15 protein-coding genes are annotated in these 18351 nt (G+C 63.0%); 9 read left to right on the top strand and 6 right to left on the bottom strand.

The annotated features are described in order from the left end of the window. Nucleotides 1–24: 24 nt before the first annotated feature. The 3 genes from CAG18_RS21405 to CAG18_RS21395 form a co-directional block, all read right to left on the bottom strand. Nucleotides 25–1149: an ABC transporter ATP-binding protein gene (locus CAG18_RS21405; RefSeq protein ID WP_012270208.1), complete on the bottom strand. Its 1125-nt coding sequence runs from the start codon at nt 1147–1149 to the stop codon at nt 25–27. 293 nt (nt 1150–1442) lie between these two features. Continuing rightward, entirely contained in the window at nt 1443–2075 is a 633-nt protein-coding gene (locus CAG18_RS21400) for a response regulator transcription factor (protein ID WP_169774891.1), read from the bottom strand. Nucleotides 2076–2082: 7 nt separating this feature from the next. Beyond that, nucleotides 2083–4470: a PAS domain S-box protein gene (locus CAG18_RS21395; RefSeq protein WP_085721495.1), complete on the bottom strand. Its 2388-nt coding sequence runs from the start codon at nt 4468–4470 to the stop codon at nt 2083–2085. Nucleotides 4471–4564: 94 nt separating this feature from the next. Between CAG18_RS21395 and CAG18_RS21390 the strand changes: the two genes are divergently transcribed. After that, a complete protein-coding gene (locus CAG18_RS21390) occupies nt 4565–5563 on the top strand; it encodes an alpha/beta hydrolase family protein (RefSeq protein ID WP_085721494.1) in 999 nt (332 codons plus the stop codon). 108 nt (nt 5564–5671) lie between these two features. Here CAG18_RS21390 and CAG18_RS21385 read toward each other — a convergent pair whose 3' ends face one another. From CAG18_RS21385 to CAG18_RS21375, 3 genes are read right to left on the bottom strand one after another with little or no spacing between them, the layout of a single operon-like run. Continuing rightward, on the bottom strand, nt 5672–6439 hold the full coding sequence (locus CAG18_RS21385; RefSeq protein ID WP_015268726.1) for a TerB family tellurite resistance protein: 768 nt from the start codon (nt 6437–6439) through the stop codon (nt 5672–5674). A gap of 1 nt (nt 6440) precedes the next feature. After that, nucleotides 6441–7112: an N-acetylmuramate alpha-1-phosphate uridylyltransferase MurU gene (gene murU / locus CAG18_RS21380; protein WP_085721493.1), complete on the bottom strand. Its 672-nt coding sequence runs from the start codon at nt 7110–7112 to the stop codon at nt 6441–6443. Beyond that, nucleotides 7109–8128, bottom strand: coding sequence for an aminoglycoside phosphotransferase family protein (locus CAG18_RS21375; protein WP_085721492.1), 1020 nt, complete (start codon nt 8126–8128; stop codon nt 7109–7111). Before CAG18_RS21375 ends, murU begins: the two co-directional genes overlap by 4 nt. Nucleotides 8129–8258: 130 nt before the next feature. Here CAG18_RS21375 and CAG18_RS21370 point away from each other — a divergent pair, with 130 nt between their 5' ends. The 8 genes from CAG18_RS21370 (at nt 8259) to CAG18_RS21335 (ending at nt 18290) form a co-directional block, all read left to right on the top strand. Then, entirely contained in the window at nt 8259–11090 is a 2832-nt protein-coding gene (locus CAG18_RS21370) for an LPS-assembly protein LptD (protein WP_085721491.1), read from the top strand. After that, nucleotides 11071–12390 (top strand): peptidylprolyl isomerase, encoded by a 1320-nt coding sequence (locus tag CAG18_RS21365; RefSeq protein WP_015268722.1) that lies wholly within the window; start codon nt 11071–11073, stop codon nt 12388–12390. Before CAG18_RS21370 ends, CAG18_RS21365 begins: the two co-directional genes overlap by 20 nt. Continuing rightward, nucleotides 12387–13376 carry a 4-hydroxythreonine-4-phosphate dehydrogenase PdxA gene (gene pdxA / locus CAG18_RS21360; protein ID WP_038408583.1) on the top strand — a complete coding sequence of 330 codons (990 nt, stop codon included), beginning with the start codon at nt 12387–12389 and terminating at the stop codon, nt 13374–13376. The genes CAG18_RS21365 and pdxA overlap by 4 nt, the downstream gene beginning before the upstream one ends. Continuing rightward, on the top strand, nt 13373–14173 hold the full coding sequence (rsmA, locus tag CAG18_RS21355; RefSeq protein WP_054573705.1) for a 16S rRNA (adenine(1518)-N(6)/adenine(1519)-N(6))-dimethyltransferase RsmA: 801 nt from the start codon (nt 13373–13375) through the stop codon (nt 14171–14173). Before pdxA ends, rsmA begins: the two co-directional genes overlap by 4 nt. A 320-nt stretch (nt 14174–14493) precedes the next feature. Beyond that, nucleotides 14494–14874, top strand: a complete 381-nt coding sequence (gene apaG, locus CAG18_RS21350) for a Co2+/Mg2+ efflux protein ApaG (RefSeq protein ID WP_013970590.1) — start codon at nt 14494–14496, stop codon at nt 14872–14874. Further along, a complete protein-coding gene (locus CAG18_RS21345; RefSeq protein ID WP_015268720.1) occupies nt 14874–15740 on the top strand; it encodes a symmetrical bis(5'-nucleosyl)-tetraphosphatase in 867 nt (288 codons plus the stop codon). The genes apaG and CAG18_RS21345 overlap by 1 nt, the downstream gene beginning before the upstream one ends. Before the next feature lie 14 nt (nt 15741–15754). After that, nucleotides 15755–16084: a thiosulfate sulfurtransferase GlpE gene (gene glpE / locus CAG18_RS21340; RefSeq protein ID WP_015268719.1), complete on the top strand. Its 330-nt coding sequence runs from the start codon at nt 15755–15757 to the stop codon at nt 16082–16084. A 283-nt stretch (nt 16085–16367) separates the two neighbouring features. Beyond that, the gene (locus CAG18_RS21335) at nt 16368–18290 is read left to right on the top strand and encodes a PrkA family serine protein kinase (protein ID WP_013970587.1); all 1923 of its coding nucleotides are present in this window, start codon (nt 16368–16370) and stop codon (nt 18288–18290) included. The last annotated feature ends 61 nt before the right edge of the window (nt 18291–18351 follow it).

Raw genomic sequence — 18351 nt, 5'->3', positions numbered from 1 at the left:
GTACAGGGTTGGTGAAGCAATCCATCAATGGGCTTCGGCAATCGGATCGAGCGCGCGGGCGTGCTCCACCTCCCAGCCCAGCGGTACCACATCGCCCACGGCCAGGGCCGGGTCGAGCTCGGCAATCGGCTGTTTCACGAAGAAATCGCCCTTGCCGCAAACTTCCAGGCGCACCCGCACGTGGTCTCCCAGGTAAATGAATTCGGCCACCCGGCCCGAGAAACGGTTAACACAGCTTTCGCTGTGGCCATTCAGGCGCACGCGCTCCGGGCGGATCGACAGGGTCACCGGCTCGCCGGCCTGGCCGACATTCACCGCCAGCGCCTCGACCCGCTCGCCACGCGGCAACTGCACCTGGCAGCGCTTGCCATCACTGGCCAGCAAGGTGCCGTTGATGCGGTTGTTCTCGCCGATGAAGTTGGCGACGAAGGTGTTGCAGGGTTCTTCGTACAGCGTGCGCGGGTCGGCGATTTGCTGGATTTCGCCCTGATGGAACACGGCCACCCGGTCGGACATGGTCAGCGCTTCGCCCTGGTCGTGGGTCACGTACACCACGGTCACGCCCAGGCGCTGGTGGATGTGCTTGATCTCCATCTGCATGTGCTCGCGCAGCTGCTTGTCCAGCGCGCCCAGCGGTTCGTCCATCAGAACCAGCTGCGGCTCGAACACCAGTGCCCGGGCCAGGGCCACACGCTGCTGCTGGCCGCCGGACAGCTGGCCGGGGTAGCGTTTGGCGAAGGCATCGAGCTGGACCATGTTCAGCACCCGCTTTACCCGCTCGCTGATGTCGGTCTTGCTCAGGTTGCGCACGGTCAGCGGGAACGCCAGGTTCTCGGCCACGGTCATGTGCGGGAACAGCGCGTAGTTCTGGAACACCATGCCGATGTCGCGTTTGTGCGGCGGCACGTTGTTGATCGAACGCCCGGCCAGCTGGATTTCACCGGCGGTGGGGGTTTCGAAGCCAGCCAGCATCATCAGGCTGGTGGTCTTGCCCGAGCCGGACGGGCCAAGCAGGGTAAGGAACTCGCCCTTGCGAATATCCAGATTGAGGTCTTTGACGATCAGCGACTCGCCGTCGTAGCTCTTCTGCACACCACGGAAGCTGACCAGCGTTTCGCTGGTTGCAGCGTTCGACTTCGCCTCGCTCATGCCTGCACCTTCTTGTTGGATGACTGCGTAGGCATAGACTAGACAAGCGGCAAGCACCGGAAAATCGGGGGTGCTGAGAGAATGCCATCATCCGGATGGAAGATTTGTTGTAGGGATTCCCCTACAAAGATGGCGGGATTGGAATACTTCTCTCAGACCTCCGGCGCGCCCCTGTGGCGGGCTTACCCGCGAAGAGGCTAGCCCAGGCAGCGCAGATGGCAGGTCAGGCCCTTTCGCGGGTAAACCCGCTCCCACAGGGATTCGCTACAGGACGTAGGAAGCGCATGTCGCAATCAGACCAGCTTGTGCTCCATCGCGTACTTCACCAGCTCAGCCAGCGAATTCACTTTCAGCTTCTGCATCAGGCGCGCCTTGTGGGTGCTGATGGTCTTGCTCGACAGCGCCAACTGCTGGGCGATGTCGTTGACGTTGGCGCCCTGGGCCAGGCGTTCGAACACCGAAAACTCTCGCTCCGACAGCAGGGTGTGCAACGGCCGCGACTCGGTCAGGCCCACCTCGAAGACCATGCGGTCGGCCAGCGCCGGGTCGATATAGCGCCCGCCAGCGGCAACCCGGCGAATCGCGGTCAGCAACAGCGCCGGGTCGCTGTCCTTGGTGGCATAGCCCGCCGCTCCGGCCTTCAGCGCCCGCGCCGCCATCTGCGCTTCATCGTGCATCGACAGCATCAGGATCGCCGGGGCGTCCTGCAACGCGCGGATTCGCGGAATCGCTTCCAGGCCATTCACGCCCGGCATCGAGATATCCAGCAGTACCACCTCGCACGGGGTGTGGCGCAAGGTCTCCAGCAACTGCTCGCCGTTACCGGCCTCCCCCGCCACCTGCATGTCCTTGGCCAGGCCAATCAACTGCTTGATGCCCTCACGGACAATGGTGTGGTCTTCGGCCACCAGCACTCGAATCACGATCGCTCTCCTACTCCAACGGTATGGCCACGCTCAGGCTGGTGCCTTCGCCCGGTTCACTGTCCAGCGCCATGCTGCCGCCCAGCATCAGCACCCGCTCACGTACCCCTACCAGGCCGAACGAGGTGGGCCGAGGCTGGTCACGGCAAAAGCCCTGGCCGTCATCGCTGACGGTCATGCGCAATTGCCCGTGCTCACGCACCAGTTCGATCTCCACGCTATGCGCCTGGGCATGGCGCATCACGTTGGTCAGCGCCTCCTGGAGGATACGGAACAGCCCGATGGCCTTGGCATCGCTCAATGCTGGCAGATTATCCGGTACTTGCACCAGGCAGGGGATCTGCGTGCGTGCTTCAAAGCGCCGCGCCTGCCATTCAATGGCCGAGGCGATGCCGGCATCGAGAATCGGAGGACGCAAGGCAGTGGCTACGTCGCGCACCAGCTGGAACAGCTGGGCGATCAGGCGCTTCATGCTGGCCAGCCGCTCGTTCAGCCCCGGGTCCAGCTCGGCGAAGGCCAGCTCGCACATCGACACTTCCAGCTTGAGCACGGTCAGCATCTGCCCCAGTTCATCGTGCACTTCTCGGGCGATGCGGGCTTTTTCTTCCTCACGCACGCTTTCCAGGTGGGCCGACAATTCGCGCAGCTGCTCCTGGGACCTGGCCAGCGCCAACTCGGCCCGCTTGCCCTGCGTGATGTCCCAAACCACACCGTCCCATACCACCTGGCCGTTACCCAGGCGCCGGGTACTGGCTTTGATGTCGGCCCAGCGCTGTTCACCCTGGCGGGTGAGGATGCGCCCCTGCCAGGACCAGTCCTGGTCGCTGGCCAGGGCCAGGTCCTGCACCCGGTGGTAATCGGCACGGTCCTCAGGGTGCACCAGGTTGCGCAGGCCCATCTGCGGGTCCTGGATCTCACTGGGCGAATAGCCCACCAAGGCCTCGCTGCCTTCGCTGATGTAGGGGAATTCCAGGTCGCCCTCGGCCGGGTCGCGCTCCAGGCGGAACACCAGCCCCGGCACGTTGCCGGCAATGCCCTTGAGCCGCGCCTCGCTTTCGCGCAGGGCCGCCAGGGCGCGGTAGCGCTCGGTGACATCGGCGAGGTACACCACCAGGTACTCGGAGTCACGAAAGCGCAGAAAACTCAGCGACAGCTCGACCGGCAACAGGCTGTGGTCAGCCCGGCGGCACTGCGTCTCGAACTGACCAACACCGCCCGCCCCGGTACGTGCGCCCTTCCACAGCTCCAGCCAGCGATCCATGGTCAGGCTGGGTTCAAAGTCGCTCAGCGGCCGCTCCAGCAGTGCGCCTTCGCCGTAGCCCAGCATGCGCTCGGCGGCATGGTTGGCGTAGCGTACGTGGCTGTCCCAGTTGACCCAGAGGATGCCCACCGTGCTCTGGTCGATGGCAAACTGACTCAGGCGCAACGCTTCTTCGCGCACTTGCCGCTCCACAAGACTTTCCCGCGTGGCCAGCAGGCTGCGCTCCAACTGGCGCTGTTGCCGACGCTGCCACACCAGGGTGGCCAGCGCACACAACAGCAGCAAGCCGAACAGCAGTGCCAGGTTCTTCCAGAACCCTGTCGACTCGCTCAGGCGTGGGTACTTTGGCTGCAGCCAACGCTGGTGCAGTTGCTCCAGTTCCTTGGCCGGCAGCGCCTGCAGGCCACGCTCCAGCACATCGGCCAGCAGCGGCCAGTCGCGCCGCGAACCGATGCGCAACAGTTGCGGCAGGCCGATATCGCCGACCACAGCCAGCTCGCCGAACTCGCTTTCGCGCGACAGGCGGCTGAGCTGAGCTTCATCCAGCACGGCGAAACTGGCCTGGCCGCCCACCACCAATTGCAGGGCCTCGCGCTCGTTGGGTACCCCTTGCAGGTTGAGGTTGCTGTAGTTACCGCGCAGGTAGTCCGCCAGCTGGCTGGGCATGCGCACCGCCACCCGCTGCTCGGCTCCGAGCGTTTCCAGTTCCACGGCCATCGTCCCGGTGCGCGGCCCCACCACCAGTTGCGGCACGCGCATGTAAGGGTCGCTGAACAGCCATAGACGCAGGCTGGCGGGGGTCTGGGTAAGCCCCGGGGCAAAGTCGATTTCGCCGGCCTGGAGGGCATGTTCGAGGCTGGCCTGGTCGGCGAAGTTGCGCCAGGTAAGGTCCAGCCGCAGCGCCTGCGCCAGGCTGCTCACCAGTTCCACGTTGGCACCGTACAGTTGCTGCAGGCGCCGGTCGAACTGAGCGTAGGGCGCCTGCAACACCAGGCCGACACGCAGGCTACGATGTGTATCCAGCCATTGCTGCTGGGCAGGTTCCAGGGCAACCGTGGGCACCGCTTCGGGCCTTGCCAATGCAATCAAGGGCAGCCAAAAGCAGCCGATAACCAACAGGCGACGCACTCGCTTCATCTACACGCTCGTCTTGGCAAAGCGGCCATGCAGCATGGCCGTCACGGGCAAATACCATTAGGCTGCCGGTATCATTCTGGCCCCGGGTTGACTCATGTCCACACTTTATCGCACGACGCTGGCAATGTGCTGCCTGGCCTCGATCCTTCCACTCGGCGCCCTGGCCGCCGATGCCGAAAAACCATCCACCACCACCGAGGCACCCGTTGCCCAAGCTCCTCGCCCGCCGCTGCTGGAACGCAGCCAGGAGGATGCCCAGGCACTTGAACGGCTGGTGCCCAAGGCCGAACAGCAGACCCTTCAGGCCGGTGCCGACAGCTTCCTGGCCTTGTGGAAACCAGCCAACGACAGCGATCCACAGGGCGCGGTCATCATCGTCCCGGGGGCTGGCGAAACGGCTGACTGGCCGAATGCGGTCGGCCCGCTGCGGCAGAAGTTCCCCGATATCGGCTGGCACAGCCTCAGCATCAGCCTGCCTGACCTGCTCGCCGACAGCCCGCAGGCGCGAGTCGAGGCCAAGCCGGCTGCCGAGCCGGAGCCAGACAAGGGCGAAAGCGCCCCGGCCAAGGACATGCCGGCCGATGCCAATGCTAACGTCGCCCAGGCTACCGCAGCCGATGCCGACACCGCAGAGAGCACTGACGCCAAACAGGCCAGCGAACAAACCGACCCAGCCGATGCCGAGCGCATTTTCGCCCGCCTGGATGCTGCGGTGGCCTTTGCCCAGCAGCACAACGCCCGCAGCATCGTGCTGATCGGCCATGGCAGCGGCGCATATTGGGCGGCCCGCTATCTGAGCGAGAGGCAGCCACCACAGGTGCAGAAACTGGTAATGGTTGCCGCGCAGACACCAGCACGGGTGGAGCATGACCTGGAAAGCCTGGCGCCAACCTTGAAAGTGCCGACTGCCGACATCTACTACGCCACCCGCAGCAGTGACCGCAATGCAGCCGCACAGCGCCTGCAGGCCAGCAAGCGGCAGAAGGACAACAAGTACCGGCAGTTGTCGCTGATTGCCATGCCGGGGAACAAGGCGGCCGAGCAGGAGCAACTGTTCCGCCGGGTGCGGGGGTGGATGAGTCCGCAGGGGTAAGGTTTGCCATGATGGCCCTATCGCCGGCATGCCAGCTCCCATAGGTACGCCACAGTGTTCAGGGTCAGTGCAATACCTGTGGGAGCTGGCTTGCCGGCGATAGGGCCATCAAAGCCCGCGCCGCTTGCGGATCATGGCATAAGCCTGATGCAGCTCCCGGGTCCGCTCGGTTGCTTCACGCACCTGCGACTCACTGGCACCAGTACCCGCCAGCTTGTCCGGGTGGTGCCGGCTGACCAGCCGACGATACGCCTGCTTGACCTTGTCGCCATCGGTATCCGCCTCGACCGCCAGCAAGCGCAACGCCGCCGCATAGGTCATGGCGACCCCTTCCGGCCCCGCCGCCTTGCGTGGTTCGTACTCCAGCGACATGGCCTGCACCTGCCGCCGGCTCAGGCCCAGTTTCTGCCCCCAGTCCAGCAGCAGTTCACGCTCCTTGTTGCCCATCTTGCCGTCGGCCCAGACCATGCGCCAACAGGCACGCAGGGTACCTTCGGCCGCATGCGGCTGCTGGCGAATGCGCCGCAGGTGCCCACCCAGCCGGTCCTTGCCCGCCTTGCCGCGGTTGAACGCAGCAATCGCACGCAGCCGAGCCTCTTCGGCCAGGTCCAGGCGCACCATCTCCTGGCGCGCCTGCTGAATATGCTGCTCGCCCACCCGGCCATCGCACTTGGCCAGGCGCCCGAGCATCACGAACAGCAATTCGTCGTCCTGCAACGCCGGGCGCCCACCCAGGCGTTCGCGCATGTCCTCCCAGCCTTGCAAACGCAGGCGACGGTCCATGGCCTGCCCGAGCAACGCCCCGAGCAAGGCCCCGGGGATGCTGGCAACGGCAAAGCCGGCACCGACACCAATCACCGTGCTTGGCCACCACATGTCAGGCACGCTCGCGGATCAGGCGCTCGGCCTCGGCCAAGCGTTCGAGCGTACCGACATCAACCCAGTGCCCACGGTAGTGCTCGCCACTGACCTGGCCCGCAGCCATGGTCTGACGCAGCAACGGCGCCAGCTTGAAGGCGCCAGGCTGGCAGCCTTCGAACAGCGCCGGGTGCAGCACCGAAAGGCCACTGAAGGTCAGCGTGCCGGGCGCATCATCACCATCGACCACCCGCTCGCCCACCAGGCGGAAGTCGCCGCGGCCGTGATGGCCTGGGTTGTCGACCAGCACTAGGTGAGCCAGGCCTTGCAGGGGAGCCTGCAGGCGCGCGAAGTCGTAGTCGGTCCAGACATCGCCGTTCACCAACAGGAACGGCGCGTCCCCCAGCAATGGCAGGGCCTTGAAGATGCCACCGCCGGTTTCCAGCGGCTCTCCTTCGGGCGAATAGCGGATGCTCAGGCCGAAACGGCTGCCGTCACCCAGGTGGTCCTCGATCTGCTGGCCGAGCCAGGCATGGTTGATCACCACCTCGGTGACGCCCGCCGCAGCCAGGGCCCGCAGGTGGTACTCGATCAATGGCTGGCCGGCGACCGGGACCAGCGGTTTGGGGGTGTGCAGGGTAAGCGGGCGCATGCGCTCGCCTTTGCCCGCTGCCAGGATCATTGCCTTCATGCACGCGCTCCGGCCTGCAACTCGGCAATCAGCTCACCCAGCTCCGCCAATTCGGGCCGGCGGCTGATCACTTCTTCTATATAGGCGAAGAAGCGCGGTACGTCGCCCAGGTAACGGGGTTTGCCGTCACGGTGGCAGATACGGGCGAAAATACCGATCACCTTCAGGTGGCGCTGTACACCCATCAGGTCGCTGGCACGCTGGAACGCCTCGAAATCGGCCTGCACCGGGATGCCGGCAGCCTGCGCCTTCTGCCAGTAGTCGCGCAGCCAGCCTTCGACTCGCGCCTGCGGCCAGCTGAGGAACGCGTCCTTGAACAGGCAGGTGATGTCGTAGGTGACCGGGCCATACACGGCATCCTGGAAGTCCAGCACGCCGGGGTTGGGCGTGCTCTGCATGAGGTTGCGCGGCATGTAGTCGCGGTGCACCAGCACCTTGGGCTGGGCCAGTGCGCTGTCGATCAGCTGCTGGCTGATTCGTTGCCAGGTGGCTTTCTGAGCATCGCTGAAGGCCAGGCCAAGCTCACGACCCACGTACCACTCCGGGAACAACTCGACTTCACGGCGCAACAGCGCATCGTCGTAGCTGGGCAACGGCGCGTCCATCGGCAGGCGCTGGAACGCCAGCAGCGCGTCGATGGCATCGGCGAACAGGCCGTCGGCGTTGTCCGCATCAATGATATCAAGGTATGTCTGGTGGCCCAGGTCACCCAGCAGCAGGAAACCACGTTCCAGGTCCTGGGCATGGATCAGCGGCACGTGCACGTCGGCGCTGGCCAGCAGGTGGTCGATGGCGACGAACGGTCGGCAGTTTTCCTGTGGAGGTGGTGCATCCATGATCACGAAGCTGTGGCCGGCACCCTGCCAGCGGAAATAACGGCGGAAGCTGGCGTCGCTGCTGGCCGCGGTCAAGCTGCCTGCAGGCACGTCGCCCCAGGCGTTTTTCCGGAAAAGATCATTGAGCTGCTCATCGAGCCAGACCGTCAGTTGTTGCAGGCGTACATCGTGTTCAGGCATTACAAGGGTCTCCGACGGCCCTAGCCGTCAAGCGGGTCATGCTTTATTATCCAGCATCTTTTTCAGACCATCGAGAGGCGTGCGGCCCCACACGCGGGCAGATGGCACGCAGGAAGCCCGGACTAATAAGATGGCATTGAAATCCCCCGCGTTTCGTAGAAAGTTTCCGTTGCTGGTAACCGGCGGTCTGCTGGCCCTGCAACCTCTGGCCACGTCTTACGTGGTGGCAGCCGAACAGTTCGACTGCCAAGTGTCCGCCTCCGGTGGTTGGGACTGCAAGCCCAAGACCCCAACCAACAACCTGCCGCCGCGCCCGGTGCACGAGGGTGCTGCCGTCAGCACCGGCACCGAAGCCGCGAGCGAAGGCGAAACCGCGGACCGGCCGATGCTGGTCACCGAGGCCAAGGGCCGTGGCCTGAAGTCGCGTAGCGAAGACTACAGCCACCTGGACTGGGTTCCGCGTGAAAAGCTCACTGCCGCACAGCTGGCCGAAACCGGCCCGTACTGCGGAGGCGCCTACATCGAGCCAACCCGCCCTGGCATGGCCGACACCACGCCGAAGGACGAGTCGCCGACCTACATCAACGCCAAGGTATCCAAGTACCAGCAAGAGCAGCAGATCGCTACCCTCGCCGGTGACGTGGTGATGCGCCAGGGCAGCATGCAGGCCGAGGCCGACGAGGCCAACCTCTACCAGACCGAAAACCGTGGCGAGCTCAAGGGCAACGTCAAGATCCGTGACAACGGTTCTCTGGTGGTCGGTGACGAGGCACAGATCCAGCTCGACACGGGCGAGGCCCAGGTCGACAACGCCGAATACGTGATGCACAAGTCGCACATCCGCGGCAGTGCCCTGTACGCCAAGCGTGGCGAGAACGCCATCATCCGCCTCAAGGACGGTACGTACACCACCTGCGAACCGGGCAGCAACGCCTGGCAGCTGAAGGGCAACAACATCACCCTGAACCCGGCCACCGGTTTCGGTACCGCGACCAACGTTACGCTGCGGGTCAAGGATTTCCCGGTGTTCTACACACCGTACATCTACTTCCCGATCGACGACCGTCGCCAGTCCGGCTTCCTGCCGCCATCGTTCAGCAGCACCAGCGATACCGGCTTCATGCTGGTCACGCCGTACTACTTCAACCTGGCGCCGAATTACGATGCCACGTTGTACCCGCGCTACATGACCAAGCGCGGCCTGCTGATGGAAGGCGAGTTCCGCTACCTGACGCCTTCCAGCGAAGGCCAGTTCGGTGGCGCGTACCTCAACGACAAGAACGACGACCGTAAAGACCAGACTGACTACAAAGAGCAGCGCTGGATGGTCAACTGGCAGCACAAGGGTGGCTTGGACGAGCGCCTGATGGCTGAAGTGGACTACACCGACATCAGCGATCCGTTCTACTTCCAGGACCTGGAATCCGACCAGATCGGTGTCGAAAGCCAGGACTTCCTGAACCAGCAGGGTGCACTGACCTATCGCGGCGATAGCTATACCGCGCGACTGAATGTGCATGCCTACGAAATGGCCACTATCTCGCAGATCACGCCGTACGATCGCCTGCCGCAGATTACCTTCAATGGCAAGCTGCCGTTTGAACCGGGCGGGCTGAACCTTAGTTATGAAACTGAAGCCGTTCGCTTTGATCGCGACCTGAAAAACGACCTGGTCTTCAACGAAGACGGCCTGCCAGATACAACCGCAGGTGTCGTCAGGGATCCGGTTACGGGGGCAGTACTGGGCGGTCGCAGACTGGATCAGAACGTTTCCGGCATCGCCCGCGCCAACGGCAACCGTTTCAACGTTGCACCGTCGATCAGCCTGCCGATGAAAGCCAGCTATGGCTTCCTGACACCCAAGCTGAAGTACGCGTACACCCACTACGATCTGGATCTGGACAGCCAAGGTAAAGCTCAGGCAATCGCGCAATCGGCCAATCCGGCATACGGCAGCTACAACAGCTCGCTGAACCGCGATGTACCGATCTTCAGCGTGGACAGCGGGCTCTTCTTCGACCGCAACACGTCGATGTTCGGCACCAACTACAAGCAAACCCTCGAACCGCGCCTGTTCTACCTTTACGTCCCGTACAAGGACCAGAAGGACATCCCTCTATTCGACTCGGGTGAAACCCTGTTCAGCTACGACTCGCTGTTCCGTGACAACCGCTTCAGCGGCACCGATCGTATCGGTGACGAGAACAAATTGTCGTTGGGCGTAACCACCCGCTGGATCGAAGAAAACGGCTTCGAGCGCCAGAACTTCAGCATCGGCCAGGCCTTCTACTTCAAGGACCGCAAAGTTCAGCTCCCAGGTATCGATTATCGTACCCGTAGTGACTCGCAGTCCGATGTATCTCCGTATGCGCTGGTGTACAACTACTTCTTCAACCGCGACTGGCGCTTCAATTCGGACTTCAACTGGGATCCGGACAGCCGCAGCACCCGCTCGGGCAGCGCGATGTTCCACTACCAGCCTGAAGACAACCCGAACAAAGTGGTCAACCTCGGTTATCGCTACCGTAACGACACCATCTCCTACGACTCCACGACCGGTACCTGGAAAGTGGGCGGTGGCGACTACGGCGTCCCAGGCAGCGAGAACTACATCAAGGACTACTACAAGATCCAGCAGCATGACTTCTCGGTCATCTGGCCGATCGTTCCGCAGTGGAGCGTCATCGCTCGCTGGCAGCATGACTACAACCGCAATCGCACCCTGGAAGCCATGGGCGGTTTCGAGTACGACAACTGCTGCTGGAAGCTGCGTCTGATCAACCGCTACTGGATCGATTACGACGACTTCAGCCAAGCCCTTCCGACAAACGAAAAGGGCGACCACGGCATCTTCCTTCAGATCGTGCTGAAAGGCCTCGGTGGTGTAGTCGGCAACAAGGTCGAATCTTTCCTCGACCAAGGCATTCAAGGTTATCGTGAACGTGAAGACCAAGCTTATTGATCGACTGCGCCCGGCGTTGCTGGGCGTTGCATTGCTGAGTGGCGCGGTGCATGCCGCGGTACAACCTCTTGATCGCGTGGTGGCCATCGTCGACAACGACGTGGTCATGCAAAGCCAGCTGGACCAGCGTGTCCGCGAGGTCCAGCAAACCATCGCCAAGCGTGGCGGCGGCATGCCGCCTGCCGGTGCGCTGGATCAGCAGGTGCTGGAACGCCTGATCGTCGAGAACCTGCAGTTGCAGATCGGCGAGCGTTCCGGCATCCGCATCACCGACGAAGAGCTGAACCAGGCCATGGGCACCATTGCCCAGCGCAATGGTATGTCGCTGGACCAGTTCCGCGCCGCCCTGGCTCGTGACGGCATGTCGTTCGACGACGCCCGCGAGCAGGTCAAGCGCGAGATGATCATCAGCCGCGTGCGCCAGCGCCGCGTGGCCGAGCGTATCCAGGTCTCCGAGCAGGAAGTGAAGAACTTCCTCAACTCCGACCTTGGCAAGATGCAGATGTCGGAAGAGTACCGCCTGGCCAACATCCTGATCCCGACCCCGGAAGCGGCCAACTCGGAAGCTATCCAGGCTGCCGCGCGCCAGGTTGGCGATGTGTACCAGCAGCTCAAGCAGGGCGCGGACTTCGGCCAGATGGCCATTGCCCGCTCCGCCAGCGAAAACGCCCTGGAAGGTGGCGAGATGGGCTGGCGTAAAGCCGGCCAGCTGCCACCAGACTTCGCCAAGATGCTCAGCAGCATGCCGGTTGGCGAAATTACCCAGCCCATCCGCATCCCCAACGGCTTCATCATCCTCAAGCTCGAGGAGAAGCGCGGTGGCAGCGAGAACGTGCTGCGTGACGAAGTGCACGTTCGCCACATCCTGATCAAGCCGAGCGAGATCCGCAGCGAGGCGGCCACCGAGCAACTCGCCGAGCGCCTGTACGAGCGCATCAAGAACGGTGAAGACTTCGGTGAGCTGGCCAAGAGCTTCTCGGAAGACCCGGGTTCGGCGCTCAACGGCGGCGACCTCAACTGGGTTGACCCGAACAGCCTGGTACCGGAGTTCCGCGAGCAGATGGCCAACGCCGCCCAAGGCGAGGTCACCCGTCCGTTCAAGACCCAGTACGGCTGGCATGTCCTGGAAGTGCTGGGCCGTCGCGCCACCGACAGCACCGAACAGGCTCGTGAGCAACAGGCCATGAACGTACTGCGCAACCGCAAGTACGACGAAGAGCTGCAGACCTGGCTGCGCCAGATCCGCGACGAGGCCTACGTTGAAATCAAGCTGCCTGGCGCTGACCAGGCCGCCCAGTGAAGCCCCTGCGCTTCGCCGTCACCCCCGGCGAGCCGGCCGGCATAGGCCCTGACCTGTGCCTGCTGCTCGCCGCAGACGCCCAGCCCCACCCCCTGATCGCCATTACCAGCCGTGACCTGCTCGCCGAGCGGGCCACGCAGCTGGGGCTGGCCGTCAACTTGCTGCCGGTAGCGCCGGGCCTATGGCCCGAGCAGCCGGCGCCAGCGGGTAGCCTGTACGTCTGGGATACCCCCCTGGCGGCCCCGGTAGTGCCGGGCCAGCTCGACAAGGCCAATGCCGCGTTTGTGTTGGAAACCCTGACCCGTGCCGGGCAAGGCTGCCTGGAAGGGCATTTCGCCGGGATGATCACCGCCCCTGTACATAAGGGCGTAATCAACGAAAGCGGTATCGCCTTCTCCGGGCATACCGAATTCCTTGCCGAGCTGACCCACACCGCGCAAGTGGTGATGATGCTGGCCACCCGTGGCCTGCGCGTGGCCCTGGTGACCACGCACCTGCCGCTGCGCGACATTGCCGACGCCATCACTGCCGAGCGCGTCGAGCGTGTAACCCGTATCCTGCATGCCGACATGCGCGACAAGTTCGGCATTGCCAACCCGCGCATCCTGGTGTGCGGCCTCAACCCTCACGCGGGCGAGGGCGGCCACCTGGGCCGCGAAGAAATCGACATCATCGAGCCGACCCTGGCCCGCCTGCGCACCGAAGGCATGGACCTGCGCGGGCCGCTGCCGGCCGATACCCTGTTTACCCCCAAATATCTGGAGCACTGCGACGCGGTGCTGGCGATGTACCACGACCAGGGCCTGCCCGTACTCAAGTACAAAGGCTTCGGCGCTGCGGTCAACGTGACCCTGGGCCTGCCGATCATCCGCACGTCGGTCGACCACGGCACCGCCCTCGACCTGGCCGGTACCGGCAAGGTCGACACCGGCAGCCTGCGCGTCGCGCTGGAAACCGCCTACCAGATGGCCGAGAACCGACCATGAACGAGCAATACCAACACCGGGCGCGCAAGCGCTTCGGCCAGAACTTCCTGCACGACGCCGGCATCATCGACCGCATCCTGCGTGCCATCAACGCCAAGGCCGGCGAACATCTGCTGGAAATCGGCCCCGGCCAGGGCGCCCTGACCGAAGGCCTGCTGGGCAGCGGGGCACAACTGGACGTGGTGGAACTGGACAAGGACCTGGTGCCGATCCTGCAGCACAAGTTCGCCGACCGCAGCAATTTCCGTCTGCACCAGGGCGACGCCTTGAAGTTCGACTTCAACCAGCTAGGCGTGCCACCGCGCAGCCTCAAGGTGGTGGGCAACCTGCCCTACAACATTTCCACCCCACTGATCTTCCACCTGCTCAGCCATGCCGGGTTGATCCGCGACATGCACTTCATGCTGCAGAAGGAAGTGGTCGAGCGGATGGCCGCAGGCCCTGGCGGTGGTGACTGGGGGCGTCTGTCGATAATGGTGCAGTACCACTGCCGGGTCGAGCACCTGTTCAACGTTGGCCCGGGCGCCTTCAACCCGCCGCCGAAAGTGGACTCGGCCATCGTCCGCCTGGTGCCGCACGAAGTGCTGCCACACCCGGCCAAGGACGCAAAGCTGCTGGAGCAGGTGGTACGCGAAGCCTTCAACCAGCGTCGCAAGACCCTGCGCAACACCATGAAAGGCCTGCTCGACAGCCCGGCCATCGAAGCTGCCGGCGTGGATGGCAGCCTGCGCCCTGAACAGCTGGACCTGGCCGCCTTCGTGCGCCTGGCTGACCAGTTGGCCGATCAGCAAGCCTGATATCGCCTGTACCGGCCTCTTCGCGGGCAAACCCGCTCCCACAGGTACTGCACAGCCCTCAAAATCTGCGTAGTACCTTGTAGGAGCAGCCTTGTGCTTCGAAGAAGGATTTTCTTCGACAGTAATGGCCTCTTCGCAGCACAAGGCTGCTCCTACAGGTCCTGTGCATACCTTGAAACCCATGCTCTCCAGGTGGGAGCGGGTTTACCCGCGAAAGGGCCGGGACAGACAACACAAACCCCCAAGCCCCTCACCGCTGGCCCTCACCCCTCCCAATGGCCTAGACTGCATTATTGCGTCAGTTTGCCCAAGGCCCTTGCATGTCCGACCCTCGCTATAAAATCGACGTTAGCGTCGTGACCCGCTACCTCAAAGAACAATCCGACCCCGAAAACAGTCGTTTCGCTTTCGCCTACACCATCACCGTGCAGAACAATGGCTCGCTCAAGGCCAAGCTGCTGTCGCGCCACTGGCTGATCACCAACGGTGACGGCGAGGTCGAGGAGGTGCGTGGCGCCGGCGTGGTCGGCCAGCAGCCCAATATCGACCCGGGCCAGAGCCACACCTACAGCAGCGGCGCGGTCATCAGCACCCGCGTGGGCACCATGCAGGGCAGTTATCAGATGTTCGCCGAAGACGGCAAACGCTTCGATGCCGAGATCGCCCCCTTCCGCCTGGCGGTGCCCGGGGCGCTGCACTGATGGCTACCTATGCCGTCGGTGACCTGCAGGGCTGCCTGCAGCCACTCAAGTGCCTGCTCGAACGGGTCAATTTCAACCCCGCCGTCGACCACCTGTGGCTGGTCGGGGACCTGGTCAACCGCGGCCCCGAGTCACTGGAAACCCTGCGCTTCCTTTATTCGATCCGCCAGTCGCTGGTGTGCGTGCTGGGCAACCATGACCTGCACCTGCTGGCCGTCTGGCATAACGTCGAACGCCTGAAGAAAAGCGACACACTGCGCGAGATCATCGAAGCACCGGACGCCGATCAGCTGTTCGACTGGCTACGCCAGCAAAAGCTGCTGCATTACGACGAACCCCGTGGCATTGCGCTGGTTCACGCCGGCATTCCACCGCAATGGACCTTGGGCAAAGCCCTGGAACTGGCCGCCGAGGTAGAGGAAGTGCTGCGTGACGATGAGCGCCTGAAACTGTACCTGGACGGCATGTACGGCAACGAGCCGAACAAGTGGAGCAAGAGCCTCACCGGCATCGAACGCCTGCGGGTCATCACCAACTGCCTCACGCGCATGCGCTTCTGCACCGCCGAGGGCAAGCTCGACCTCAAGAGCAAGGAAGGCCTGGATACCGCGCCCAAGGGCTACAAGCCCTGGTACGCACACAAAGGCCGCCGCTCACGCCACGTGAAGATCATCTTCGGCCACTGGGCCGCCCTGCAGGGGCAGGTCGACGAGCCCGGCATCATCGCCCTGGACACCGGTTGCGTATGGGGCGGTGCCATGACCCTGTACAACGTCGACAGCGGCGAATACCACCGCTGTGACTGCAGCGACGACGGCAACTTACGCCTCCCCACCCAAACGCCTACACTGAACGATCAATCCTGAAGGAAGCCGTACCCATGAGCGAATTCAAGCGCATCCATCCCGAACAGGCCCTGGCCCTTCGCGCGCAAGGTGCGGTAGTCGTCGACATTCGCGACCCGCAGGCCTTTGCCGCCGGCCACATCACTGGCGCCAAGCATCTGGATAACCATTCTGTCGCCGAGTTCATCCGCAATGCCGACCTCGACGCCCCAACCCTGGTGGTGTGCTACCACGGCAATTCCAGCCAGAGCGCTGCGGCCTATCTGGTGAACCAGGGTTTCTCGGACGTATACAGCGTCGACGGCGGCTTTGAGCTGTGGCGCGCCACCTACCCGGCCGAAACCGCCCAGGGCACTGCCGAATAATTTTTTCATTTTTACTGCAGCCCGCGCCCCATGCGGGCTTGCGGCTTATCTGACGAACGGTCGTTCGCAACTTCTCCACGCCTCGCCCTTGACCTTGCGGATAACCAACTATTCTTAAGCGCAGGCCATCCAGAAAAAGGGGAGAGCCGGTACACCGGCGTGCGGGTCATCGGTAGCGTTACAGGGTGTTCTGGGGGGTATACAGCAATCGGCAGCCCCGGTTGCATGCCAGCATCAGCTGACTGATCCGGCGTCGTCTCCACGTATCGAGCGAGGTGACGTCATGAGTATTTTTAGCCACTTCCAACAACGTTTCGAGTCTACGCGCCAGGAAGAACTCTCGCTGCAGGAGTACCTCGAGCTGTGCAAAGAGGATCGCAGTGCCTACGCATCGGCGGCCGAACGGCTGTTGCTGGCCATCGGTGAGCCGGAGCTGATCGACACCTCAACCAACTCCAGACTGTCGCGAATCTTCTCCAACAAGGTTATCCGCCGCTATCCGGCCTTTGCCGACTTCCATGGCATGGAAGAGTGCATCGACCAGATCGTGTCCTACTTCCGCCACGCCGCCCAAGGTCTGGAGGAAAAGAAACAGATCCTCTATCTGCTGGGCCCGGTGGGCGGCGGTAAGTCGTCGCTGGCCGAAAAACTCAAGCAGCTGATGGAAAAGGTACCGTTCTACGCTATCAAGGGCTCGCCGGTATTCGAGTCGCCATTGGGCCTGTTCAATGCCACCGAAGACGGGGCCATTCTCGAGGAAGAGTACGGCATCTCGCGGCGCTACCTGAACACCATCATGTCGCCTTGGGCCACCAAACGCCTGCAGGAGTTCGGCGGCGACATCAGCAAGTTCAAGGTGGTGAAGCTGTACCCGTCGATCCTCAACCAGATCGCCATCGCCAAGACCGAACCTGGCGACGAGAACAACCAGGACATCTCGGCCCTGGTCGGCAAGGTCGATATCCGCAAGCTCGAGGAATTCCCGCAGAACGACGCCGACGCATATGCCTATTCGGGCGCGCTGTGCCGGGCCAACCAGGGCCTGATGGAATTCGTCGAGATGTTCAAGGCCCCGATCAAGGTCCTGCACCCGTTGCTTACCGCCACCCAGGAAGGCAACTACAACAGTACCGAAGGCCTCGGCGCCATCCCCTACTCCGGGATTCTGCTGGCCCACTCCAACGAATCGGAGTGGCACACCTTCCGTAACAACAAGAACAACGAGGCGTTCATCGACCGGATCTACATCGTCAAGGTGCCGTACTGCCTGCGCGTCAGCGACGAAATCAAGATCTACGACAAGCTGCTGATCAACAGCTCGCTGGCCAAGGCGCACTGCGCGCCAGACACGCTGAAAATGCTCGCCCAGTTCACCGTGCTGTCGCGCCTGAAAGAGCCGGAAAACTCCAACATCTACTCGAAGATGCGGGTGTACGACGGGGAGAACCTCAAGGACACCGATCCAAAGGCCAAGTCGATCCAGGAGTACCGCGATGCGGCCGGCGTCGACGAAGGCATGAACGGCCTGTCGACCCGCTTCGCGTTCAAGATCCTGTCCAAGGTGTTCAACTTCGATCCGCATGAAGTGGCCGCCAACCCGGTGCACCTGCTTTATGTGCTGGAGCAGCAGATCGAGCAGGAACAGTTCCCGGCCGAGGTGCGCGAACGCTACCTGCGCTACCTGAAGGAATACCTGGCCCCGCGCTACATCGAGTTCATCGGCAAGGAGATCCAGACCGCCTACCTGGAGTCCTACAGCGAATACGGCCAGAACATCTTCGACCGCTACGTGCTGTACGCAGACTTCTGGATCCAGGACCAGGAATACCGCGACCCGGAAACCGGCGAAATCCTCAACCGTATCGCCCTCAACGAAGAACTGGAGAAGATCGAGAAGCCGGCCGGCATCAGCAACCCGAAAGATTTCCGCAACGAAATCGTCAACTTCGTGCTGCGTGCCCGTGCCAACAACAACGGCAAGAACCCGAGCTGGCTGAGCTACGAAAAGCTGCGGGTGGTGATCGAGAAGAAAATGTTCTCCAACACCGAAGACCTGCTGCCGGTCATCAGCTTCAACGCCAAGGCAAGCAAGGAGGACCAACAGAAACACAACGACTTCGTCACGCGTATGGTGGAGCGTGGCTACACCGACAAACAGGTTCGTCTGCTGTCGGAATGGTACCTGCGGGTCAGGAAATCGCAATAAAGCGACAAGCTACCCACCGCGCGCCCAGGGCTGATATGCCAGCCCTGGGCGGCGGCAGCTG

This window comes from Pseudomonas sp. B22(2017), from assembly GCF_002113105.1.
GTDB lineage: Bacteria > Pseudomonadota > Gammaproteobacteria > Pseudomonadales > Pseudomonadaceae > Aquipseudomonas > Aquipseudomonas asiatica.
Note: the sequence above shows the minus strand (reverse complement) of the source record. Positions and strands in the feature narration are given on the sequence as shown.